This is a genomic window from Amycolatopsis sp. NPDC058340, from assembly GCF_042723975.1.
GTDB lineage: Bacteria > Actinomycetota > Actinomycetes > Mycobacteriales > Pseudonocardiaceae > Amycolatopsis.
Genome location: NZ_JBHXIB010000048.1, coordinates 33,174 through 55,505, shown reverse-complemented (window position 1 = coordinate 55,505; position 22,332 = coordinate 33,174). Strand labels below are relative to the sequence as shown.

The 22,332-nt window shown below is 68.3% G+C and carries 20 protein-coding genes and 3 tRNA genes; 12 read left to right on the top strand and 11 right to left on the bottom strand.

Going from position 1 to position 22,332, the window contains the following annotated elements:
* Positions 1 to 485: 485 nt before the first annotated feature.
* Entirely contained in the window at positions 486 to 1,925 is a 1,440-nt protein-coding gene (gene gndA / locus ACFWIW_RS34135) for an NADP-dependent phosphogluconate dehydrogenase (protein ID WP_038520275.1), read from the top strand.
* Between the two features lie 100 nt (positions 1,926 to 2,025).
* On the opposite strand, the gene ACFWIW_RS34130 is transcribed toward gndA, so the two are convergent.
* Both ACFWIW_RS34130 and ACFWIW_RS34125 read right to left on the bottom strand, forming a co-directional pair.
* Positions 2,026 to 2,748: a Clp protease N-terminal domain-containing protein gene (locus ACFWIW_RS34130; protein WP_378372246.1), complete on the bottom strand. Its 723-nt coding sequence runs from the start codon at positions 2,746 to 2,748 to the stop codon at positions 2,026 to 2,028.
* 32 nt (positions 2,749 to 2,780) lie between these two features.
* On the bottom strand, positions 2,781 to 3,995 hold the full coding sequence (locus ACFWIW_RS34125) for an NAD(P)/FAD-dependent oxidoreductase (RefSeq protein ID WP_378372245.1): 1,215 nt from the start codon (positions 3,993 to 3,995) through the stop codon (positions 2,781 to 2,783).
* An 88-nt stretch (positions 3,996 to 4,083) separates the two neighbouring features.
* Here ACFWIW_RS34125 and ACFWIW_RS34120 point away from each other — a divergent pair, with 88 nt between their 5' ends.
* Positions 4,084 to 5,433, top strand: coding sequence for a nucleobase:cation symporter-2 family protein (locus ACFWIW_RS34120; RefSeq protein ID WP_378372244.1), 1,350 nt, complete (start codon positions 4,084 to 4,086; stop codon positions 5,431 to 5,433).
* Here the strand turns inward: ACFWIW_RS34120 and ACFWIW_RS34115 are convergent.
* A complete protein-coding gene (locus ACFWIW_RS34115) occupies positions 5,430 to 5,951 on the bottom strand; it encodes a serine/threonine protein kinase (protein WP_378372243.1) in 522 nt (173 codons plus the stop codon). The two genes, ACFWIW_RS34120 and ACFWIW_RS34115, sit on opposite strands and share 4 nt — an antisense overlap.
* 246 nt (positions 5,952 to 6,197) lie before the next feature.
* Here ACFWIW_RS34115 and ACFWIW_RS34110 point away from each other — a divergent pair, with 246 nt between their 5' ends.
* Positions 6,198 to 8,975, top strand: a complete 2,778-nt coding sequence (locus ACFWIW_RS34110; RefSeq protein WP_378372242.1) for an EAL domain-containing protein — start codon at positions 6,198 to 6,200, stop codon at positions 8,973 to 8,975.
* Positions 8,972 to 9,271 (top strand): GNAT family N-acetyltransferase, encoded by a 300-nt coding sequence (locus ACFWIW_RS34105; protein WP_378372241.1) that lies wholly within the window; start codon positions 8,972 to 8,974, stop codon positions 9,269 to 9,271. Before ACFWIW_RS34110 ends, ACFWIW_RS34105 begins: the two co-directional genes overlap by 4 nt.
* Before the next feature lie 4 nt (positions 9,272 to 9,275).
* On the opposite strand, the gene ACFWIW_RS34100 is transcribed toward ACFWIW_RS34105, so the two are convergent.
* On the bottom strand, positions 9,276 to 10,097 hold the full coding sequence (locus ACFWIW_RS34100; RefSeq protein ID WP_378372240.1) for an arylamine N-acetyltransferase: 822 nt from the start codon (positions 10,095 to 10,097) through the stop codon (positions 9,276 to 9,278).
* Positions 10,098 to 10,254: 157 nt separating this feature from the next.
* On the opposite strand from ACFWIW_RS34100, the gene ACFWIW_RS34095 reads away from it, so the two are divergent.
* Positions 10,255 to 11,034: a S1 family peptidase gene (locus ACFWIW_RS34095; protein WP_378372239.1), complete on the top strand. Its 780-nt coding sequence runs from the start codon at positions 10,255 to 10,257 to the stop codon at positions 11,032 to 11,034.
* Positions 11,035 to 11,159: 125 nt separating this feature from the next.
* Here the strand turns inward: ACFWIW_RS34095 and ACFWIW_RS34090 are convergent.
* The 5 genes from ACFWIW_RS34090 to ACFWIW_RS34070 form a co-directional block, all read right to left on the bottom strand.
* Positions 11,160 to 11,233 (bottom strand) — tRNA-Phe (locus ACFWIW_RS34090).
* A 31-nt stretch (positions 11,234 to 11,264) separates the two neighbouring features.
* Positions 11,265 to 11,338 (bottom strand) — tRNA-Asp (locus ACFWIW_RS34085).
* A gap of 28 nt (positions 11,339 to 11,366) precedes the next feature.
* Positions 11,367 to 11,439 (bottom strand) — tRNA-Glu (locus ACFWIW_RS34080).
* 145 nt (positions 11,440 to 11,584) lie between these two features.
* Positions 11,585 to 12,364 (bottom strand): hypothetical protein, encoded by a 780-nt coding sequence (locus ACFWIW_RS34075; protein WP_378372238.1) that lies wholly within the window; start codon positions 12,362 to 12,364, stop codon positions 11,585 to 11,587.
* A gap of 143 nt (positions 12,365 to 12,507) precedes the next feature.
* Positions 12,508 to 12,765, bottom strand: a complete 258-nt coding sequence (locus ACFWIW_RS34070) for a hypothetical protein (protein ID WP_020633070.1) — start codon at positions 12,763 to 12,765, stop codon at positions 12,508 to 12,510.
* A gap of 514 nt (positions 12,766 to 13,279) precedes the next feature.
* Here ACFWIW_RS34070 and ACFWIW_RS34065 point away from each other — a divergent pair.
* Entirely contained in the window at positions 13,280 to 13,699 is a 420-nt protein-coding gene (locus ACFWIW_RS34065) for a hypothetical protein (protein ID WP_378372237.1), read from the top strand.
* Between the two features lie 116 nt (positions 13,700 to 13,815).
* Here ACFWIW_RS34065 and ACFWIW_RS34060 read toward each other — a convergent pair whose 3' ends face one another.
* The gene (locus tag ACFWIW_RS34060) at positions 13,816 to 14,019 is read right to left on the bottom strand and encodes a cold-shock protein (RefSeq protein WP_003097368.1); all 204 of its coding nucleotides are present in this window, start codon (positions 14,017 to 14,019) and stop codon (positions 13,816 to 13,818) included.
* Positions 14,020 to 14,440: 421 nt separating this feature from the next.
* Here ACFWIW_RS34060 and ACFWIW_RS34055 point away from each other — a divergent pair, with 421 nt between their 5' ends.
* The 6 genes from ACFWIW_RS34055 to ACFWIW_RS34030 all read left to right on the top strand — a co-directional run bounded on the left by ACFWIW_RS34055 (position 14,441) and on the right by ACFWIW_RS34030 (position 19,448).
* Entirely contained in the window at positions 14,441 to 15,682 is a 1,242-nt protein-coding gene (locus ACFWIW_RS34055; protein ID WP_378372236.1) for an Ig-like domain-containing protein, read from the top strand.
* 164 nt (positions 15,683 to 15,846) lie between these two features.
* Complete coding sequence (locus tag ACFWIW_RS34050; protein WP_378372235.1) at positions 15,847 to 16,203, top strand: hypothetical protein; 357 nt, start codon at positions 15,847 to 15,849, stop codon at positions 16,201 to 16,203.
* Entirely contained in the window at positions 16,204 to 16,761 is a 558-nt protein-coding gene (locus tag ACFWIW_RS34045; protein ID WP_378372234.1) for a SigE family RNA polymerase sigma factor, read from the top strand.
* A gap of 4 nt (positions 16,762 to 16,765) precedes the next feature.
* A complete protein-coding gene (locus ACFWIW_RS34040; RefSeq protein WP_378372233.1) occupies positions 16,766 to 17,224 on the top strand; it encodes a hypothetical protein in 459 nt (152 codons plus the stop codon).
* A gap of 214 nt (positions 17,225 to 17,438) precedes the next feature.
* A complete protein-coding gene (locus ACFWIW_RS34035; RefSeq protein WP_378372232.1) occupies positions 17,439 to 18,854 on the top strand; it encodes an MFS transporter in 1,416 nt (471 codons plus the stop codon).
* Between the two features lie 9 nt (positions 18,855 to 18,863).
* Positions 18,864 to 19,448: a PaaI family thioesterase gene (locus ACFWIW_RS34030; protein ID WP_016330842.1), complete on the top strand. Its 585-nt coding sequence runs from the start codon at positions 18,864 to 18,866 to the stop codon at positions 19,446 to 19,448.
* Between the two features lie 67 nt (positions 19,449 to 19,515).
* Here the strand turns inward: ACFWIW_RS34030 and ACFWIW_RS34025 are convergent, their stop codons facing one another.
* Entirely contained in the window at positions 19,516 to 22,182 is a 2,667-nt protein-coding gene (locus tag ACFWIW_RS34025; RefSeq protein ID WP_378372231.1) for a tetratricopeptide repeat protein, read from the bottom strand.
* Between the last annotated feature and the right edge of the window lie 150 nt (positions 22,183 to 22,332).

Genomic DNA, 22,332 nt, shown 5'->3' with positions numbered 1-22,332 from the left:
ACGTTGAAGGTTGCGAAAGTGGCTTTCGCAACACCTCTCCAGCGCCCCGGACGTCAGGAAGGGGCGTTCAAGACGTCCGAAAGCCCGGGCTCGCGGCCTTCGCACTCTCGCTCGCTTCGCGCCGTCCCCAATGTCGCATCAGAGACCCTCAGCGTCCCAAATGCGACATTGGGAACACCCCGCCCCGCCCCGACCCGCCGCAGCCCACACGTCCCGAAGGCCCCCTTCGAGACATCCAGCGTCCCAAAGGCCCCCTTCAAGACACCCAAAATCCCGCCCAAGCCCCCATACGCAGCCCCCACCCGTCCCTGGGGGGCGACCCCGATCCCAGCGTACCGCCGCGCAAGCCGCGTCGGGCCGCGTGAGCCGAGTTGTCCACAGGCAGGCTCGGTTGTGGACAACTCCCGGTTGATCCCGTCTCGTCCCGGCGCCGTATCCCTCGACGGGGATAGGCTCGGCACGGGAATCGAAGCGGAAGGGTGCGGATGAGCAAGAAGGCGAGCATCGGGGTCACCGGCCTGGCGGTCATGGGCCGCAACCTGGCCAGGAACCTCGCGAGGCACGGGCACACGGTGGCCCTGCACAATCGCTCCGAGCAGCGGACGAAGGAACTGGTCGAGCAGTTCGGCGACGAAGGCGACTTCATCCCGGCGTATTCGGCGCAGGACTTCGTCGACGCGCTGGAGCGGCCGCGTCAGGTCGTGATCATGGTCAAGGCAGGCGCGCCGACGGACGCCGTGATCGACGAGTTCGTGCCGCTCCTCGAGAAGGGCGACGTGATCGTCGACGCGGGCAACGCGCATTTCGCGGACACCCGGCGCCGCGAGGCCGCGCTGCGCGAGAAGGGCATCCACTTCGTCGGCACCGGCGTGTCCGGCGGCGAGGAGGGCGCGCTGCACGGGCCGAGCATCATGCCGGGCGGTTCGAAAGAGTCGTACCAGTCGCTCGGGCCGCTGTTCGAGGACATCTCGGCGAAGGTCGACGGCGAGCCGTGCTGCACGCACGTCGGCGCGGACGGCGCCGGGCATTTCGTGAAGATGGTGCACAACGGCATCGAGTACGCCGACATGCAGTTGATCGCCGAATCGTTCGACCTCCTGCGCGGCGCGGGCGGCTACTCCCCCGCCGAGATCGCCGAGGTCTTCCGCACCTGGAACTCGGGGCGGCTGGATTCGTACCTGATCGAGATCACCTCGCAGGTGCTGGCCCACACCGACGCCGCGTCCGGCAAACCGTTCGTCGACATCGTGGCGGACCAGGCCGAGCAGAAGGGCACCGGCCGCTGGACCGTCCAAATCGGACTGGACCTCGGCGTGCCGATCAGCGGCATCGCCGAAGCCGTCTTCGCGCGCTCGCTGTCCGGTTCGTCGAACCTGCGCGAGGCCTCTCGCGGTCTCGGCGGTCCCTCGCGCGCACCGCTCACCGGGTCCGCTTTGGACACTTTCGCGGACGACGTCGAGCAGGCGTTGTACGCGTCGAAGGTGGTGGCGTATGCCCAGGGCTTCAACCAGATCCAGGCGGGCGGTGCCGAATACGGCTGGGACATCGACCTCGGCAAGGTCGCGTCCATCTGGCGCGGCGGCTGCATCATCCGCGCGAAGTTCCTGAACGACATCACGGCCGCGTACGCCGAAGAGCCCGCGCTGCCCACGCTGCTGACTTCGGGCGGCTTCCGCAAGGCCGTCGAGGACGCCCAGGACTCCTGGCGTTCGGTGATCTCCACGGCGGTGCGGCTCGGCATCCCGACACCGGGCTTCTCGACCGCGTTGGCCTACTACGACGGTCTGCGCGCGGAGCGGCTCCCCGCGGCGCTGGTGCAGGGGCAGCGGGACTACTTCGGTGCCCACACGTACCGTCGCGTCGACCGTGAGGGTTCGTTCCACACCGCCTGGGCCGCCGACGGCCGCCCGGAATCCCCCGCCTGACCGGAGGAAAGGCGTCCTTCACCGCTGGAATTCAGGCCGGCGCGCAGCGCCTCAGTTGAGGGCGGCGGCGGGGGCATGGATGGAGCGGTGAAGGACGCTTTCATGCCTCCCCGCGCGCCGCGACGATCTCCGTCAGAGCCCGCAGGATCACCGCTTCGGTGCTCTCCTTCGTGAGACCGAGGTCAACGAGCAGGTCGTCGCCGAGTTCGAACAGGGCCAACAGGATGTGCTCGGTGCCGATGTAGTTGTGCCCGAGCCGCAGCGACTCCCGCATGGTCAGTTCCAGCGCCTTCTTGGCCTGCGCGCCGAACGCCATCTTCGCCGCCTCCACCGGTTCGGCGGCGGGCTCCGGCAGCTTCGCCTCCGCGGCCTCGCGGACGGCTTCGAGAGTCACCTTCTGCGCCACGATCGCCCCGGCGGCGAGGGCCGCCGGTTCGGAGAGCAGCCCGAGGACGAGGTGCACGGGCTCGATCTGCGGGCTCTTCGCCGAGACCGCGGCGTCCCGCGACGCGACGACGACGTGCCGCGCCCGATCCGTGTAGCGGCTGAACACCTTCACCAGGTCTTCCAGCGACGAGCCACTGGAGTCGACAAAACGCTTTTGTGCCGCCTGCTTGGACACCCCCATGTTCTTGCCGATTTCGGTCCAGGACGCGCCGGACCGCCGCGCCTGGTCGACGAAGTGGCCGATCAGGTGGTCGGCCACTTCACCGAGGTGCTCGCCGAGGAAGACCGCGTCGGACAGCTGGCCGAGCACGTCGCCGTCGGGATGCTGCTGCTTGATGTGGGAGATGAGGTCGTCGAGCCGAACTGGATTCGTCATGCCGTCAACTTTAGGTTGACGATCCTCAATCGTCAACCACGGGTTGACGCAAAGGTCGCCTTGAGGTCGAAGCCGTTGGCCTCCAGCGTCTCGAACCGCGGCGCCGGATCCGCGGCGAACAGCCGTCGCGCGGCGATATGGTCCGGCGGCCGGTTCACCGATTCGACCCCGGCGAGCACGCCGTCGCGGAACGACAGCACCGAGAACTTCCCGCCCTCCCTGTCCCCGGTCACGACGGTCTTCTCCGCCCCGGTCAGGATCCCGGCGATCTGCAGTTTCGCGCCGAGCTGATCGGTCCAGAACCAAGGCAGACTGTCGTAGGGCGCGGGTTCGCCGGCGATGACCGCCGCCACCGCCCTCGCCTGGTCGACGGCGTTCTGCACCGACTCCAGCCGCGTCGCCGTACCCGCTTGGACACACGGGAAGTTCGCGCAGTCCCCGACCGCCGAGATCTTCGGGTCGCTCGTCCGCAGATGCTCGTCGACGACGACACCGTTCGCCACGGCCAGCCCGGCCCCTTCGGCGAGCCGCGTCCGCGGCTCCACCCCGACCCCGACCAGCACCAGATCGGCGGGCAGCAGGCTGCCGTCGCTCAGTTCCACCTCGGTCACGCGGCCCTCGCCGCGCAGCGCGGCGACACCCTTGCCGAGCAGGATCGTGTGGCCGGCGTCCTCGTGCAGAGCGGCGAAGTACGCCGAGACCTCCGGAGTCGCGACACGGGCCATCAGCCTGTCCTGGGCCTCGACGATCGTCACGGGCCGCCCGGCGTGCGCGGCGAACTCCAGCCCGATGAACCCGCCCCCGACCACGACCACGTTCTCCGCGCTCTCCAGCGCGGCGCGCAGGACATCGGCCTCGTCCTTGGTGCGCAAGGTGAACACACCATCCAAAGTGGACCCGGGTACCGGCAACACCCGGTTGACCGAGCCCGTCGCCAGCACCAGATGGTCGTACTCGTGAGCGCTCCCGTCCTCGAGCACCACCTTCGACCCGTCGCGATCCACCGACGCGACGCGGCCCGGGATCAGCTCGATGTTCTTCTCCGCGAAGAAGTCCTCGGGCCGCAGCCGCAGCTGGGCGTCGCCGGCGGTCCCGGCGAGATACCCCTTCGACAACGGAGGCCGCTGGTACGGCAGGCCGGGTTCGTCACCGATCAGCACCACCCGCCCGCCGAACCCCTTGTCGCGCAGCGAGGTCGCCACTCCGAACCCGCTCTGCCCGGCCCCTACGACGAGGACGGTCTCCATCGGCGCTCCTTCCGTTGTGCCCGATCCCATTCAACACAGCTCCGGCCTTTTCGACACGTGATCCTCACGCGGCGCTACGGTCATGCCCATGAGCCGTCCCGAGGTCCACCCGGTGGACGCCCGCCCGCCGCTGCCGAAGCTGACCTTGCTCGGCCTCCAGCACATGACGATCATGTACGCGGGTTCCGTGGCCGTCCCGCTCGTCGTCGGAAGCGCGCTGAAACTGGACGCGGCGACGATCGCGTTGCTGGTCAACGCGGATCTGCTGGTCGCTGGGATAGCGACGCTGATACAGGCGGTCGGGATCGGGCGGATCTTCGGCATCCGGCTGCCGGTGGTGGCGGGCGCGACGTTCACCGTGGTCAACCCGATGATCATGATCGCGTCCCAGTACGGCATGCAGGCCGTCTACGGCGCGATGATCGCCTCGGGTGTGTTCGGCCTGCTCATCGCGAAGCCGTTCGCGAAGATGATCCGATTCTTCCCGCCGCTGGTTTCGGGCACGCTGCTCATGGTCATCGGCATCTCACTCATCGGCCCGGGCGTCGGCCTGATCGCCGGCCACGACACCGGATCGCCGGATTACGCGAAACCGGCCAACATCGCGCTCGCGTTCGGTGTGATCGCGGTGATCGTCCTGTTCACCCGGGTACTGCGCGGGTTCGCGAGCCAGATCGGCCCGCTGCTCGCGTTGCTGATCGGCCTGGTCGCGGCGATCCCGATGGGCCTGGTGAGCTTCGAGGGGATCGCCGGCGCCGATTGGTTCGGTCTCGCGTCGCCGTTCCACTTCGGCCCGCCGACGTTCCCGATCGCGGCCGTGCTCTCGATGTGCGTCGTGATGCTGGTGACCTACACCGAATCCACCGCGGACCTGGTCGCCGTCGGCGAGATCACCGGACGCCCGGCGACGGACTCCGACCTCGCGCGCGGTCTCGCCACCGATGGTCTCTCGGCCATCCTCGGCGGCGCGATGAACTCGTTCCCGGACACGGCTTTCGCGCAGAACGTCGGTCTCGTTCAGATGACCGGCGTGCGGAGCCGGTGGGTGGTCGCGATGGCGGGCGGTCTGCTCGTGCTGATGGGCCTGGTGCCGAAGGTCGGCGCCTTCGTCGCGGCCGTGCCGGAGCCGGTGATCGGGGCGGTCGCGGTGGTGATGTTCGCGATGGTCGCCGCGGTCGGCGTGCAGAACCTGAAGAAGGTGGAGTTCTCCGGCAACCACAACACCTTCATCGTCGCGGTGTCGCTCGGGGTCGGGCTGCTGCCCGCGTTCGCCACGAACCGGTTCGGGAATTCGATCTTCTTCCAGCATTTCCCGGCGTGGTTGCAGACCATCTGCGGCAGCCCGATCACGGTCGCCGCGATCGTCGCCTTCACCCTCAACCTGCTGTTCAACCACCTCGGCAAACGCCGGGAGCCGGACCTACTGCGGGCGCCCTAACAGAAGAGCCATTTCGGCCACAGGTTGCACTCTTCGGTCGGCGTCGTCGAGGGCGGCGGCGGGGTCGGGTTGGGCGGCTGCGGAACGACCGTGGACCCGGTGGTCTGCGGCGGATCCGCGGGCCCGTTCGACGACGTCGGCGTGGTCGGGTCCGGAGAGTCGGACGTCCGCGCCGCCGAACTCGACGTGCGGCGGCTGGACGTCGTCCTGCTGGGCCGCGTCGATGTCCCACCGTCACCGGTCTCGACCGTCTCGGTGGACGGGACGGCCGAAGTCGCGTCGGCTCCCCCGTTTTCCGAAGGCCGCTTCGGCATCTCGATGACGCTGATCGGGTTCGGCGCCGCATTCTGTTCGGGATCGGAATCGAACCCGACGAGAACAGCGGCCGCGCCGCAGGCGACGACCACGGCGATCACCACCGCGATAACTCTCCAGCGTGACTTTGCCCGTGACTCCTCGTGGTCGTCCCAGCCCTCGCGAATAAGCAGGTCGGCGACCGAAACGTCGTCGTCATCCACCAGCTGAAACCTTTCGCACCGGGAACGAGCGAGGAGTAGTTTTACCGCAACTCACCGCCGAATGGGTGAAGTTAACCAAAAATTATTCACCCGATGGAACACGCCAGCGTAGGCCAGTCACACAGCGTGTATTCATCTGCTCCCGCGCATATCAGCGGTGGCCCGCCTTCGGCTCGCGTATACAGCGCCCTCCGCGGGTGGTGTAATCGACGGTGCCAGCACCGGAAGAGGGGGTTCGGACGGATCATGGAGGCTGACGCCCTCGCCGTGCCAGGGGCCGGGAATTCCGGTCGTCCGGCAGGCGCGCCGCTCGGAAACGAGCCGCTCGGCGATCTCGGCCTCGCGGGCGACCACGCCGCCATCTGGTCGTACGACTTCGAGGCGGAGACCCTGTCCTGGCTGCCCGGACTGGAGAACCTGCTGGGCGGCGGCACGTTGACCGAAGCCGAGATCGAGTCCAGGCTCGCCGATCTGGTGGCCCCGCTGACCACCGGCACCCGCACCTCCCCGCCTTGGCGCGAGTTCGAACTCGAGCAGTCGTTCCGGAACCCGGCGGGCGAGATCCGCTGGGTCCGCCTGCGCGCCCGCACCATCGGCGGCGACAACGGCTCGTCGGGGCTGCTCGGCATCGCCACCGACGTGACCGACGTCCGCGAGAACCGGCAAGCCCTCGAAGATCTCACTGACCGTTACCGGCTTTTGGTGGAACTCAGCCCGGACGCGGTGTGTGTCCACGAAGCCGGCGTTGTCACCTACGTGAACCGGGCCGCCCTCACCGCGCTCGGTGCGTCCTCGACCGCGGAGCTGATCGGACGGCCGATCATGGACTTCGTCGCCGACGAGTCGCTCCCGGCCCTGCTCGACAGGATCGCGTCGCTGCACCGCCAGGGCGCGTCGACCGCTCCCGCCGACACCGTCATGCTCCGCCTCGACGGCACGAAGTACCTGGTCCAGAGCATTTCGGTGCGCACGACCTGGGAAGGCAGGCCCGCGTTCCAGGTCATCATGCGCGACATCAGCGCGCAGAAGGCCGCCGAAGCGACGCTGCGCTACCAGGCCGCGCTGATCAGCCATGTCAGCGACGCGATCATCGCGACCAGCGGCAGCGGCGTGGTGACCAGCTGGAACCCCGCCGCCGAGAACGTCTACGGCTGGACCGCCGGCGAGGCGATCGGCCGCACGGTGAGCGATCTCGTCGGTGCCGCGCTCGACCCGGAAACGGTGCTGCGCAGAGGCGGCGTCATACAGGCGACCCACCGTCACCGCAACGGCTCGACACTTGCCATCCGCATCTCGGCCGCGGAGATGAACGACGGTTTCGTCCTGGTCTGCGCCGACGAAACGGCCCGGCGACGGGCCGAGCAGCACTACAGCACGGTGGTCGCGTCCCTCGACGAAGGCGTGGTCGTGATCGGCCCCGGCGGGCTCATCGAATCGGCCAACCCCGCGGCCTGCCGGATCATCGGCGTCGGCCACGACGACCTCATCGGTGTCCCGTGCGTGACGCTGGAGCTGTACGACGAACAGGGCCGCATCCCGCCCGCCCGGATGCCGTCGGTGGTGACCCGGCGTACCGGGGCCACGCTGACCGGCCTCGTGCTGCGGCTGCGGAGGCCGGCGGGCGACGACGTCTGGATTTCGCTGACGTCGCGGCTGCTGACCCCGGAAGACCCGTCGGCCCAGGCGGTGGTCGCCTCGTTCACCGACATCACCGAACGCCGCGCCATCGGCGAGCGGCTCGCCCACGAGGCGACGCACGATCCGCTCACCGAACTCGCGAACCGGACGCTGGTCCTGGACAGTCTCGCCGAGGCGTTGTCCGGCGCGGGCCGCGCCGAGCTGACCACGCTGCTGTTCATCGACCTCGACAAGTTCAAGGTGATCAACGATTCCCTCGGGCATTCCGTCGGCGACAAAGTGCTCCGCATCGCGGGTGAACGCCTGCGCCGGGGCATCGGCGAAAACGATCTCGTCGGCAGGCTCGGTGGCGACGAATTCGTCGTCGTCACCGCGGAGATCACCGAACCGGAAGAGATCAAGGCGCTGGCGGAACATCTGCGCGAGGCGCTGACCGAGCCGATCACCGTCAACGGCAGGCAGCTGCACATCGACGCCAGTATCGGCATCGTCACCGCGGCCAACGACGACACCCGGACCGCCGAAGATCTGCTGCGCGACGCGGATGTCGCGATGTACCAAGCGAAAACGCTCGGCCGGGCACGTTACGAGTTCTTCGACGTCGAGCTGCGCGAGCGGATGCAGCGGCGGCTGCGCATGGAGCAGGACCTGCGCGACGCCCTGCAGAACGAGGAACTCTGGACGGCGTATCAGCCGGTCGTGGACATCGAATCCGGCGAGATGGTCGCGGTGGAAGCGTTGCTGCGCTGGAAACATCCCGCGCACGGCACGATCTCGCCCGCCGAATTCATCCCGCTGGCCGAGGAAAGCGACCTGATCAATCTGATCGGCAAATACGTCCTGCGCACGACCACCCGCGAGATCGCCAGGCGGCGCGAGCAGCTCGGCATCGACCTGAATCTCAAGGTCAACCTGTCGGCCAGGCAGCTGGACGACCCGCATCTGGTGGCCGGGGTGCAGGACGCGCTGAAGACCACCGGGCTCCCGCCGCACGCGCTGACCCTCGAAGTCACCGAGAGCGCGCTGATGCGGGATCAGGCCGCGGCCGCCGAAGTGCTGACGTCGTTGCGCGATCTCGGTGTCTCACTGGCGATCGACGATTTCGGCACCGGCTACTCGTCGCTCGCCCAGCTGCAACGGCTCCCGTTGGATACGCTCAAGATCGACCGCACCTTCGTGACCGGCATCGCGGAATCGCGTGACGCGGCCGCGATCGTCAAGAGCATCGTCGCGATGGCGCACGCCGTCGACCTGATCGTCGTCGCCGAAGGTGTCGAAGACGAAGAGCAGCTCGCGGTTCTCCGTGAGCTGCGTTGTGATCAGGCGCAGGGCTTCCACCTCGGTCGCCCCGCGCCGCCGGACGAACTTTTCGGAGCAGCTGGATGAGTGTCGAGATCAAAGCCGGAGAAGACCGCTACGACATCGTCGTGGACGGGAAACCCGCCGGGTTCCTGGAAACCCGCACGCGTGCCGACGCGATCCTGTTCCTGCACACCGAAATCTCGGACGACTTCGCGGGCCAGGGCCTGGCGGGCAAACTCGTGACCGCCGCGCTCGACGACGTCCGGTCGCAGGGCAGGTCCGTCCTGCCCTACTGCCCGTACGTGCGTTCCTTCATCGCGAAGCACCGCGAGTACGAGGACCTCGTCCCCGAGGACAAGCGCACCGAGTTCGAGCTCTGAGCCTTCAGCCCGGGTAGATCGTCAGCAGTTTCGCGAGCTCGTCCTCGGTCAGGACGACGTCCAGCTCGCGCAGTGTCGCGTCGAGCCGCTCGGGCGGGATCGTGGTGGTCTCCTTGGTCCCGTCCGGGCGTTCGACGATGAACTCTTCGCCGACCAATTTGCGGCTGAGCCCTTCCTCCAGGCGCATGACCACCAGCTGCCCGGTGAACGGCGACCGCGGATGCGTCGACGTGTAGTGGTGGTAGACCTCGTAGTCGATCCGGTGCATCGGCGTGAGCGTGAAGGCGTGCAGGTCGGTCCAGTCGTCGCCCTCCTTCTTCTGCAGGCGCCACCAGTCGCCGTCGGCGACGAGCCGGTGCGGCCAGCCCGCCTGATCCACTACCGCGCCGTCGACCAGTGGCATCGGCACCAGCATCCCGGCGCCGAAGCCGACGTCGACCAGGTGCTGGACGCCGTCCGCCTCGACCGCGAGCGTCATATGCGTGTACGGCCCGTTCTTCTGCGGCTGTACACGGGCGACCAGGCGGCGCACGGGGTAGCCGAGCTGCTCGGCGGCCGCGGCGAAAAGGCTTCCGTGCTCGTAGCAATAGCCACCGCGATGACGGCCGACGAGTTTGCCGATCACGTCTTCGAGCGCGATTCCCTTGTGCTGCCCCAAAACGACGTCGACGTTCTCGAACGGGACGGCGAGGACGTGCGCCTTCGCCAGCTCACGCAACGCGGCGGCGGAGGGCGTCTCGCGCTTCTGACCGATCCGGCCGAGGTACGCGTCGAGGTCGAGGGTGCCGACGGTCCATTCGTCGACCTGCTCAGGTGCGATTGTCATGCCCCGAGATTGACACCTCCACCTAACTCGAAGTCAAGGTCTGCCAACTGGTAACTGGCAACGGCCACCGACTTTCGTCACTTTCACGAACGAGTGACGATTGGCCACCCTTCCGGAGTGAGCCGGTGAAACACACCGGCCTGGAAGGAGAAAGCAGATGAGGACTCGTACCCTCGTCGCCGGTCTGCTGACCGGCGCGGCCGCCGTGCTCGGGTTGGCGATGCCTGCTGCCGCCGCCGAACCCCCCTCGGGCGTACAGCCGCTGATCGTGGGCGGGGTGGACGCGACCGAAACCTACAGCTTCATGGCGTCCATGCAGACCAAGAGCGGCGACCACAACTGTGGCGCGTCACTGATCAGCCCGGAGTGGCTGGTGACCGCCGCGCACTGCGTCGAGGGTGAGCAGCCGTCGAACTGGCAGTACCGCATCAACACCACCGACCACACCAAGGGCGGCGAGGTCGCCGAGGTGGACAAGTTCGTGGTCCACGAGAAGTACGACGGCTCCGGCCCGTACGACATCGCCCTCGTGCACCTGACCAAGCCGGCGGAAGCGGCGCCGATCGAGATCGGCCAGTCGCCGTCGGCCGGCACCGACGTGCGGGAGATCGGCTGGGGGCTGACCTGCCCCACGCGCGGCTGCGGTGAGGCACCGGTGGTGCTCCAGCAGCTCGACACCAAGATCGCCGAAGACTCCGGCTGCTCCGGCTCCGGCGCGTACGACGCGCAGAGCGAGCTCTGCATGGACAACCAGGGTGGCAAGGCGAGCGCCTGCTACGGCGACTCGGGCGGCCCCGCCGTGGTCAAGAACGGCGACAAGTGGACGCTGGTCGGCGCCACCAGCCGCGGTCAGACCGCCAGCTGCCCGGAAATGCCGGGGATCTACACCGACGTGACCGCGTTCACCGACTGGATCAAGCAGCAGACCGGCAAGTAGACACCGCCAGTGCGCGGTGGCGCCCGATACTCCTGCGATATCGGACGCCACCGCGCACTGCTGTGCAATCGGCCCCGGACATGAAAAAACCGCCTCGATGCTGATCGAGGCGGTTCGTTGAGCGGTGGCCAGGGCCGGGGTCGAACCGGCGACCTTCCGCTTTTCAGGCGGACGCTCGTACCAACTGAGCTACCTGGCCGGGAACGCCGGCGAGGAGCCGAACGATCTTGCGACCCTGACGGGACTCGAACCCGCGACCTTCGCCGTGACAGGGCGACGCGCTAACCAACTGCGCCACAGGGCCTTGCATACTGCTTTGTAACTGTACTGCGTACTCCCAACGGGATTCGAACCCGCGTTGCCGCCTTGAAAGGGCGGAGTCCTAGGCCGCTGGACGATGGGAGCCCGGTTCGGTTTCGGCGAACCGACCGACCCGCGCTCTCCGGTGTCCCCGGGAGCGAACATAACTATAGGACACCCCCATTTCCGCTCCCGCACAGGGGGTCCTCTAGTTGTTCACAGGGCTGGGACCTGCGAGAACGCGGCGAGTTCAGGATATCAGGGCCGAGGCGTCCTCGAGGGCTCCGAGACGCCGCCGAAGCTCCTCCCGCTCGTCGCCCGTGAGAGTGACGGCGAGAAGCTCGGCCACGCGCCGATCGGTCAGGTCCTCGGCATGCCGCCACCGTTGCCGCAGATCGTCCTTCGCCTCCGCCGCGGCGATCAGCCCGTCGGCCGCCTCCTCGGACCACGCGGTGCGCAGGAGACGACCACGGCCGCCTTCCGGATCCGCGACGACCGCCTCGGGCACCGTCAGCCCCACCGCACGAAGGGCCGCGAAGTGGATGCCGCCGCGGAACTCGCGGAAGACCATGAGCGCGAACGCCAGCCGCTCGACGTCGTCCGACGGACGTCCGGCGCGTTGCCAGCCGGCGAACAACGCGAGACCGCTCGCGTCCGCGGCGTCCACGAGACGGAACAGCAGCTCCGCCGGACGGCCGGGCTCACCGACACCCGAAAGGTTGACGCGTGCCCAGTTGGCCGATGACCGCGAGTAGGCGCGGACCGCGGAGGCCGCGTCGAGCGCCGCTGTCGCGGGCGGGAGGGCGTACTCGAAGAGCCAAGACGGGAAGATCCCGAACAGCTCCGCGACCACCTTCGGCGGCGGGTCGCCCAGCACCGCGGACCGGCCACGCAAATAAAGCGTCCGCGGCGACAGTCCCACCTCCGCCTCGACCTCGGCGAGCTCCGGAGAGGTCATGAACTTCCCGCCCAGCACCTGCACCGGACCCCGGATCTCCCGCGCCACCGCGATCGCCGCGTCGTCGGCCATGTCGTCACACCTTCCCGCCAGTTGTTTGATAACAGTGTTACACAACCGGCGGACGGGCGTCGAGGACAAAACGAAGGCCCGGCCGCGCGGCACACCCCGCGCGACCGGGCCTTCTTTGACGAATGCAGCGTGAACGAACGAACTCAGCGCTGGACGGGCGCCTGCCCGTCCTCGTCCAGCGTCAACCCCAGCATGTCCAGCAACTGGACGCAGTCATCGACACCCAGCGCCCCGTTGGCCACCGCCAGCCGGGCACGCCGCACCTGGTCGTCGGACACCCGCTGGGCATCCCCCTGACCCGTGCGCTGCGCCGGCAGACCACCGGCCAACGTCGTCGAGCTTCCCCCATCGGCACCTTCGTACCGAAGGAGGAACTGTCGCACTTCCACAGACCCACCCATGGTTCCTCCAGACGGCCAACGAACAGCTTGGCCGCGAGGCTAGCCAGAGCCGGCCGCGACACACAGCCCCCCGGAGAGTGAACCTGTCGCCACGCTCCGCACAACGCAGAGCGATCACGCGCACACCCGCGCCACATGAACCACAGGCGAACCAGAGGTGGCGCCCCGACCGGAATTCTGCCCGCGCCCACTCGCCCTTCTCAGGAAACCGTGCAACAATCGATTTGCTGACACACCCCCGGTCAGCGCCTGTGGAGATCCCCTCCGACCCCCGCGTTCCTCCCCCTGGCGCGGGGGTCGCTCCGTTTTCTGGGGGCCACCCCCAGACCCCAGGTTCCTTCAGGTGGCGGTTGGCGGCCCAGGCCCGGTCCCGTTGGTCTTTCCTCTTCCAGTCGCGGGTTGTGATCACGGGAAAAGGTTTTCCTGTCGGGGTTGGGCCATTCGAGACAAAAGAATCGGTGTGTCGTGGCTCACTGTGGTTGGTTTGCCGAGACCGAACCGTTATCGTGGCCCGGTGCCCCTTCCTTCCCTGAGCCGTCGTAGCGGCAGCCGCACGAACCTGAAGCCGGTCAACCCCGGTCGTCACCGCAACTCCCCCTCCAAGGAGGCCGAAGCGGTCGTCGAAGACACGGAGCTCACCAGCTACCTTCGTGCCCTCGCCCCGGAGAACGACCCGGAAAGCACCGGCACCGGCAAGCGTTTCGGCGAGGCGCAGGTGTTCCAGCTGCGGATGAACCTCATCGCCTGCGAACAGCTCAAGGACGCCGCCGCCGAGCGCAACCTGTCGCCGCAGGCGCTGGCGCAGGAATGGATCCTCGAACGCCTTTCGTGGGAGTCGCAGGCCAACTCGGCCCAGCAGCGCCGCCACGAAGAAGCCCACACCGACGAATTCCGCTTCGACGCCAACGCGTGGGAGCAGCCCGTCCCCCGCTGACCGTCGCCCCGGAACGGAACAGCACAACAGAAGAAGCTTGAGCGGCAAGGGAAAAGCCCCCGGCGAGATCGCCGGGGGCTTTTCCGATCAGTCTGAGCAACGCCTGAAGGGCGGACTCAGATCGCGCGAACCTTCTGGGCCTGCGGGCCCTTCTGGCCCTGACCGACCTCGAACTCCACTCGCTGGTTCTCCTCGAGCGTGCGGAAACCGCGACCCTCGATCTCCGAGTAGTGAACGAAGACGTCGCCCTCGCCGCCATCCTGCGCGATGAAGCCGAAGCCCTTCTCCGCGTTGAACCACTTCACAGTGCCTTGCGCCACCGCTTTACTCCTCGTTGCACATCCGCTTCGAGTGCCTCCGAAGCGACACCCAGACCGTCCCGGGCGGTTCCAACGAGTCGAGCGAAGAGCGCGTCACCGGCTCATGGCTCGCGTCAGAAGTTCCGCGAGTGTGAAGCCACGAACACGCAAAACGACGGCCTGATGGCAGCGTACCGGGATCTGGCCATATTTGAAGCCCGTGATCGGACTCTGGGCACCCCCAAGTACCAAGGTCACCGGAACGTCGTATACCGATCCGGCTTCTGTCGGACCCCCTCGCTAGCCTGTCGCCGCACGCCGACCTCAGCTCATCGCCGGACACGGACCGAAGTCGGCCATGCCCCGATCGTGAACTACGATCCACCCGATTGTGACTCGCATCACTCTCGGTGGGATCAACTTACGGGGCTGTCCGGACGTCATGGTCGGTGTACAGGGGAGCAAAGGGGAAGCTTTGAGGTTCACGGAAACCGCGCGCCGCCGGGCGGCGATCGCGGCACTGGGGTTGGTGGCCGTTCTGACGCTGGGGGCGTGCAGCAGCGAGCCGACTGTGTCGGCCAGCGGGCCGGACGGCGGCGGGCCGGTCAGCAGCGACACCGGCGGCAAGGCGCCCGCGCCCGCCAAGCTGACGTACGAGCCCGCCGCGGGCGCGCAGGACGTCGCGCCGGGGCAGCCCATCAAGGTCAGCGTCGCCGACGGCACGCTAGACCAGGTCGTGCTGACCAATCCGGACGGCAAGCAGGTCGCGGGGCAGCCGTCCGAGGACAAGAAGAGCTGGTCCACCACCGAGCAGCTCGGCTACGGCAAGTCCTACACGTGGTCCGGCAAGGCCACCGGCACCGACGGCAAACCCGTCGAGATCGGCGGCGCCTTCACCACGGTCAAACCGCGCAAGCAGGTGGGCGCGAACATCAACGTCTTCGACGGGCAGACCTACGGCGTCGCCATGCCGATCACGCTGACGTTCCCGAGCAAGGTCACCGACAAGGCCTCGGTCGAGAAGGCGCTGTCGGTCGAGACCACACCCAAGACCGAGGGTTCCTGGGCCTGGGTCCACGACGACACCTCGGTGCACTGGCGGCCGAAGGCCTACTGGCAGCCCGGCACCACGGTGAAGTTCAACGCCAAGATCTACGGCGTCAAGATCGGCGAAGGCGTGTACGGCAAGGAAGACCGTTCGGCGAGCTTCACGATCGGCCGCTCGCAGATCGTCAAGGGCAACACCCAGACCCACCGGCTCGTGGTGATCCGCGACGGGCAGCAGATCGCGGACTACCCGGCCAGCTACGGCCTCGACGCCGACCCGGGCCGTGTCACGCCGAGCGGCACGCACGTGGTGATGTCCAAGCACGACACGTATTCGATGACCAACGAGCGCTACGACTACGAGAACATCGTCGTGCCGTCAGCGGTGCGGTTCTCGACCAACGGCGAGTTCATCCACGGCTACGCGCCTTCGATCTGGGCGCAGGGCAAGAAGAACATCTCGCACGGTTGCGTGAACCTGGCGCCGGCGAACGCCAAGGCGTACATGGACGGCGCACTGGTCGGGGACCCCGTCGAGATCGAGGGCAGCACGGTGAAGATCAACCGGGCGCGCGACTACAGCGACTGGACCTACTCCTGGGAAGAGTGGACGAAGCTGTCCGCCCTCGCGAGCTGAAGTACTTCCATGGAACCGGGCGGCCGGAGACCCCTGTGGTCTCCGGCCGTTCGTGCTGGTTGCGCGGAGCGCCCTTGGGGGACGGCGTCGCGAGACTTTCGAAAACTCGATGCAACCGGTAGCGAGGCGGGACGCATGTCTAACGACGTAAGGCGCCGCGGCCAATGAGCGGCGCCCGGATCGAGGAGACACTCTTGCGTACTCGTATCGCTCTCACTCTCGGCGCGCTGCTGCTGGCGGGCGGCGCCGCCTTCGCGACCACGTCGCTGGCGTCGGCCGATCAGAGCGCGCCGTCGCCGACGGCCACTCAGGCGCCCCAGCCGCCGACCGCGGCGCCCACCACCACGCGGCCCGCGGAACCGCCCCGCGCCACCACCGCCCCGCCGCGTCCGGAGCCCGCTCCCCGGACGACCCGCCCCGCCGTCGTGAAGCCGGGCGAGCACCGCGTGCCCAAGGCCGTTCCCGCCGGGCCGACCGGGGATCTGCACCTCCCCGCCGTCGTCGAAGGAGCCGGTAACTAGGTGTCGTCGAGCCGCTCGTCGAAAACCGGGACGGGCTCGCCGTGGGACGGCGAGTTCGCCCGGTATTTCGACGAGCGCGCGCACAGCCTGCGTGCCACCGCGTACCTCCTGTGCGGGGACTGGCATCAGGCCGAGGACATCACCCAGGCCGCGCTGCTGAAGCTGTACCTGGCTTGGCCGAGGCTCTCCCGGCACGACGCGCTCGACGGCTACGCGCGCAAGATCGTGCTGCGGACGTTCCTCTCCGAGCATCGGCGTGTCTGGCGCAAACGCGAGAAGCTCACGGACGCTCTTCCCGACGTCCCGAGCGAAGCGAGCGGCACGGAACAGGAGATGCTGGTCAGGCATGCCCTGTCCGGCATCGCCCCGAAGCAGCGCGCCGTGCTCGTCCTGCGCTACTTCGAAGATCTCAGCGTCGAGGAGACGGCCGCGACGCTGGGCTGCAGCACCGGGAACGTGAAGAGCCAGGGCGCGCGGGGGCTGGCGACCCTGCGCAAGCGGCTCGGACCGCATTTCAGCGAACTGGCCTTGAGCGGAGCGCACGACGATGGGAGGTGAGGAGATGGACGAGGACATCAAAGGCGTGCTTTCGCACGGCGTGAGCGGTCCCCCGCTGGGCATCCGGGCGGCGGACATCATCGAGCGGGGTGGCCGGATCCGGCGACGACGCAAACGGCTGGCCGTGGCGGGGAGTTCGCTGGCGACGATCGGGGTGATCGTGTTCGGCGCGATCGCCGTCGGCGGTCGCGGTGGTGAGGGGTCCGCGCCGGTCCAACCCGCGGGGCCGGGCCTGTCGACCATCGCCCCCGCCCCGGTCTCGCCCGCGCCGTCCGAGTCGACCCCTCGGCCGGAGGTCACTCCCGAGGCGCCACCCGCGGCCTCGTCGGCCCCGACGACCCATCAGCCGCGTTCGACGCCGAGGACCGTCACGCCCGGCCGCACGACGACCACCGTCCCCCCGCGCGCGCCCATCCCGACGAAGCAGCCGAGCGAGCCCCCGACGACGACCTCGACTCGCTGATCCTTCGTCCGGAACGTCCGATTCCCGAAGTGTGACCCAAAGTAATCGGAAATTCTCCGACATCGGCTTCACCTGGTGGTTCGTCACCGTCTTGGGGGAACGGCGCTCTCACCTCCGATCCAAAACGCTGAACACGGACGTTTGAACCCCTACGGTCGAGGGAACAAACCCTCGACGATGGGTAAGTAAACGGGTGGGTCGGGAGGTCAAACCCATGGCCGAAGAGGCGCTGAGCGCGTCACATCAGGAAAAAGGGGAACCGGCGGAGGCCCCACCTGAACAGATCAGAAAGGCCGTCGCCGGTGCGGCGATGGGTAACTGCATCGAGTGGTACGACTTCGGTGTTTTCGGCTTCATGCCGGCCATTCTGGGGCAAGTCTTCTTCAACGCGTCGAGCACTTCCGAAGGCGCTCTGGCGACCTTCGCGGTCTTGGCGATCACGTTCATCGTCCGGCCGTTCGGCAGCTTCGTGTTCGGTCCGCTGGGGGACAAGATCGGGCGCCAGAAGGTGCTCGCGCTGACGATCATCCTGATGTCCGGGTCGACGTTCATCATCGGCCTGTTGCCGTCCTACGCGACGATCGGCCCGGCCGCGGCGGTCCTGCTGATCCTGTTGCGCACCATCCAAGGCTTCTCGGCGGGCGGTGAGTACGGCGGCGCGGCGACGTTCATCGCCGAGTACGCGCCGGCCCGGCGCCGTGGTTTCTGGGGCAGCTGGCTGGAATTCGGCACGCTCGTCGGTTTCGCGATGGGCGCCGGCTTCGTCACGATCTTCACCGTCGTGCTCGGCGACGAGGCCATGCGCGAATGGGGCTGGCGCCTGCCGTTCCTGATCGCGGGCCCGCTCGGCATCGTCGGTCTCTACCTGCGGAACAAGCTGGAGGACACCCCGCTGTTCCAGGAGATCGAGAAGAAGGACCAGGTCGAGAAGTCGCCGCTGAAGGCGCTGCTCAAGAAGCACTGGACGTCGATCCTGCACCTCATCGGCATCGTGGTGATGCTGAACGTCGCCGACTACATCGTGATCACGTACCTGGAGACGTATCTCAAGGACGTGGTCGGATTCAGCGGGCACGCGCCGTTGCTGATCATCCTGGCGACCATCGCGCTGATGCTGATCTTGATCGTGCCGATCGGCATGCTGTCCGACCGGATCGGGCGAAAACCCATCCTGATCGCGAGCTGTGCGAGCTTCCTGGTGCTCCCGATCCCGGCGTTCTCACTGATGGGCGCGGCCGCGGACGACCAGAACGGCTGGCAGCTCACGCTCGGCGTGCTGATGATCGCCGTGCCGCTGGTGCTGATCCTGGCCGTGCTGGCCGCGACGCTGCCGGCGATGTTCCCGACGCAGGAACGCTACGGCGGCTTCTCCATCGGGTACAGCGTTTCGACGGCGGCCTTCGGTGGCACGGCGTCGTACATCATCGGCAGCCTGGTGACCTCGACCGGCGACAACCTGTGGCCCGCGTACTACCTGATGGGCGCGGCGGCGATCGCGGCCATCCCGATCCTGCTGCTGCCCGAAACGGCCGGGGTGTCGCTGCGCGGCATCGTGAATTCGCGGATCGCGCGGCGCCGGAAACCGGAAACGGCCACTCCCGGCGGCGCTTCGGAGCTACCGGCGAGTTAACGTCTTTACATGAGCCGTATCTCGCAGCCGTGGCCGCCGGTCGAAGTCGAACCGGCGACCGTCCACCCGGAAGCCCCCAAGCAGGGCAGCCACCTCGGCATCCACTTCGGTGAGTGTTTCGGGTGCGGCGACGAGATCGAGGCCGGGCTCCACCTGCATTCGACGGTGGGCGAAGGGACGACGGTGTACTCCAAGTTCACCGTCACCTCCGCCCACCAGGGTGCGCCCGGCCTCGCCCACGGCGGACTGCTGGCCTGCGCCTTCGACGAGGCGCTCGGCGCGACCGTCGGCAACCTGCTGCGCCGCCCCGCCGTCACCGGGAAACTGGAGACGGATTTCCTCCGGCCGGTCCCGGTCGGCTCGACCCTCTACATCGCCACGAAACTGGACGGCATCGCCGGCCGGAAGATCTACGTGAGCGCCGACGGACGGCTCGACGCCGAAGACGGCCCCGTCGCGGTGCGCGCGCGGGCGTTGTTCGTGCGGGTCGAGTTCGAGCATTTCAGCACCCACGGTGATCCCGAGGCGCTGCAGAAACTCGCCGCCGCGCACGAGAAGGCCCAGCGCGCCCGCGAGTGGGACATCAACCCCTGAGCATTTAGTCCTCTGAACGCGGTGGTTCGTACGCCGAACCACCGCATTCAGAGGACGAAATGCGTGGCTAGGTGAGGGTTCGCGGTCGGATCGCGTTCGCCTTGTCGACGAGTTCGACCCGCTGGTCGACCGATCCGGCCAACCGCGCCAACGTGCGATAGCAGCGTTCGAGCCCGAACCGCAGGTCTCGCTCGTCCAGGGCACAGCCCAGCACCTTCGCGCCCGGTGTCGGCTGGTTCTGCGAGTTCAGCCAGCCGTACGCCGCTTCGAGGACCTCCGCCGACAACCGGGTGCGGCGTTCGGCGTCGAGCTGCAGGCGCTCCAACCGTGTCGAGGCGTCGACTAGGTCCCGCTCGGACACCATCACCGGATCCTTGCCGCCGCCGTTGATCCTGGTCTTGATCTTGATCGCGGCCACCTGTGCGGCTACGTGATGCGACGACGACGCCGGGACGGCCTCCAGCACCTCGATCGCGCTGGCCCTGGCGCCTTGCGCGAGGTACACGCGAGCGAGCCCGAAGGCGGCGCTGACGTACGACCGGTCCGTTCGCCACACCAGCTCGTAGTAGCGCGCGGCGCCGAAGTAGTCCCCGACACCCTCCGCGCTGACGGCCAAGGCCAGCTTCGGCGCGATCTCCCCGGGAAGATCGTCGTACACCGCTTCGAACGCGACGTGCGCGACGCGGGACCGCCCGCCCGCGAGCTCGATCAGGCCTCGGTACCAGTCGATCCGCCAGTCGTGCGGGAAACCGGCCTTGATCGCGAGGTACTGCGCGGCCTGCAGCTGCCGCTGTGCCTCGACCAGCTCACCGAGCTCGATCCGGGCGCGGACGATGCGCAGCCGGACCTCGATCGACTCGCGCGGTGCCCCGGCCAGCGACTCGATCGCCCCCGCGGGATCGAGCGCGACCGTCGACGCGAGCACGCCCGCCGCCGGATCGTCCGTGTCGACCTGCGGGATCGGCAACCCGGCGACCACCTCACCCGGATCCGGCAGCGGCACGCTCCCGCCGTGTTCCGGGACGACCATGTCGACGCCGAACGTGCGGGTCTCCGGCCCGAAGACGGTCGACGCGCCAGGGCGCGGTTTCCCGGTGCCCAGCGCCATGATCTCGCGCAGCACACCGGTCAGCTGGTCGGCCATCTCCTCGGCCGCGATGAACCGGCGATCCGGGTCGGTGTGCGTCGCGCGCTTCAGGAAGCGGTAGTACGAACCGAAGAGCGCGAACAGCGGCACGACGTCCGGGCCGGGCAGGGTCGTCTTGTACTTGGTGGTGTAGCCGGAGAATTCGAAGCTGAGCACGGCGAGCGTGCGGCCGACCGTGTACAGGTCCGATGCCACCGAAGCGCCGTGTGTCGCCAGCTCCGGCGCGCTGTAGCCGGTGGTGAAGAACAGCGGGCTCTCGTAGTCGTCGATGCGGCGGACCGCGCCGAGGTCGATCAGCTTGAGCTGTTCGTGCGTCTGGATGACGTTGTCGGGCTTGAGATCGCAGTACAGCAGGTTCTGGCCGTGCAGATAGCCCATGGCGGGCAGGATCTCCAGCCCGTAGGCGATCACCTGGCCGATCGGCAGCGGCTCCGGGCGTTTCGTCTCGCGGTGGTGCGCGAGCGCGAGCTGGCGCAGCGACTGGCCGCCGACGTACTCCATGACGATGTACCCGACCGAGTTGCCGGTGTCGCCGTCCGGGTGCTGCACGAAGTTGTGGATCTTGACGATGTTGGGGTGCTCGACCTCGGCGAGGAAGCGCTGCTCGTTGGCGGCGGCCGCCATCGCGGTGGCGTCACCGGTGTCGATCAGGCCCTTGAGCACCACCCAGCGGTCGCTGACGTTGTGGTCCTGCGCGAGGTAGATCCAGCCGAGGCCGCCGTACGCGAGCGCGCCGAGCACCTCGTACTGGCCGCCGACGATCTCGTTCGGCCGCAGCTTCGGGACGAAGGAGAACGGGTTGCCGCACTTCTCGCACTTGCCCTCGGGCGCCCCGGGCTTGCCGTCCTTGCCGCGGCCGACCTTGGCACTGCAGCTGCCGCAGAAGCGTTTCTCCTCGGACACCATCGGGTTCTCGAGGACGGCGGACGCCGGGTCGCGGTACGGCACTTGCGGGACATCGACGAGCCCGGCGCCGAGACGGCCGCGACGCGACGTGCGGGACGACGTCCGGCGCGCGGTGCCGGGGAACGATCCCGTTCCGGTCCCGGTTCCGGTGCCGCGGCTGCCCGATCCGGTGCCGGTGCCCGTGCCGCGGCTTTCGCTGGAACGTTCGGGGAGGACGCTTTCCGTGCCCGGGTCCGGCAACGGCCCCGGGCCGCTGTCGACGCGCGGCGTCGGCGGCATGATGCTTTGTGTCTCCGGCGCCGGCGAAGCGAGCACGCTGGTCGGCTGCGGCGCGTCGGCGGGCGCCTGCCACGCGGGGCGGACGACCTGGGTCTGCGGGCTCACCGGGGCCATGTCACCCGGCGGGCGTGTCGGGTCCTCGGCGCCGGGGATCGGCCGCTGCTGGCCGCGCGGCGGAGTCTGCGGACGCTGGACGGGCGCGTGGTAAACCGTGCGCTCGGCGTCCTTCTCCGGCTGAGGCTCCTGCTTGGGTTCGGCGAGATCGAGCCTGCCGGAAATGGACGGTTCGGGCGTTTCCCAGCGGACCGGCGCCGGTGGCGTCCAGGAGGCGGACTCCGCCTCACGGTCCGGCGTGACGTCGTCCGGCGCTGCGTGCCTAGGACGGCGCGGCTCTTCCGACACTGGTACCTCCCGAAATCCCCGCGACCACGTCTCCCCAGAGTCTATGCCTGGGAGCGCAACTCCTCCGTTGAGGGCGGTGGCGGGGCATGGATGGATTAGAGGTGAGCGGCCGGGTCGTGCCCGCGCCGGGTCGAACCCGCTACGGTGCGG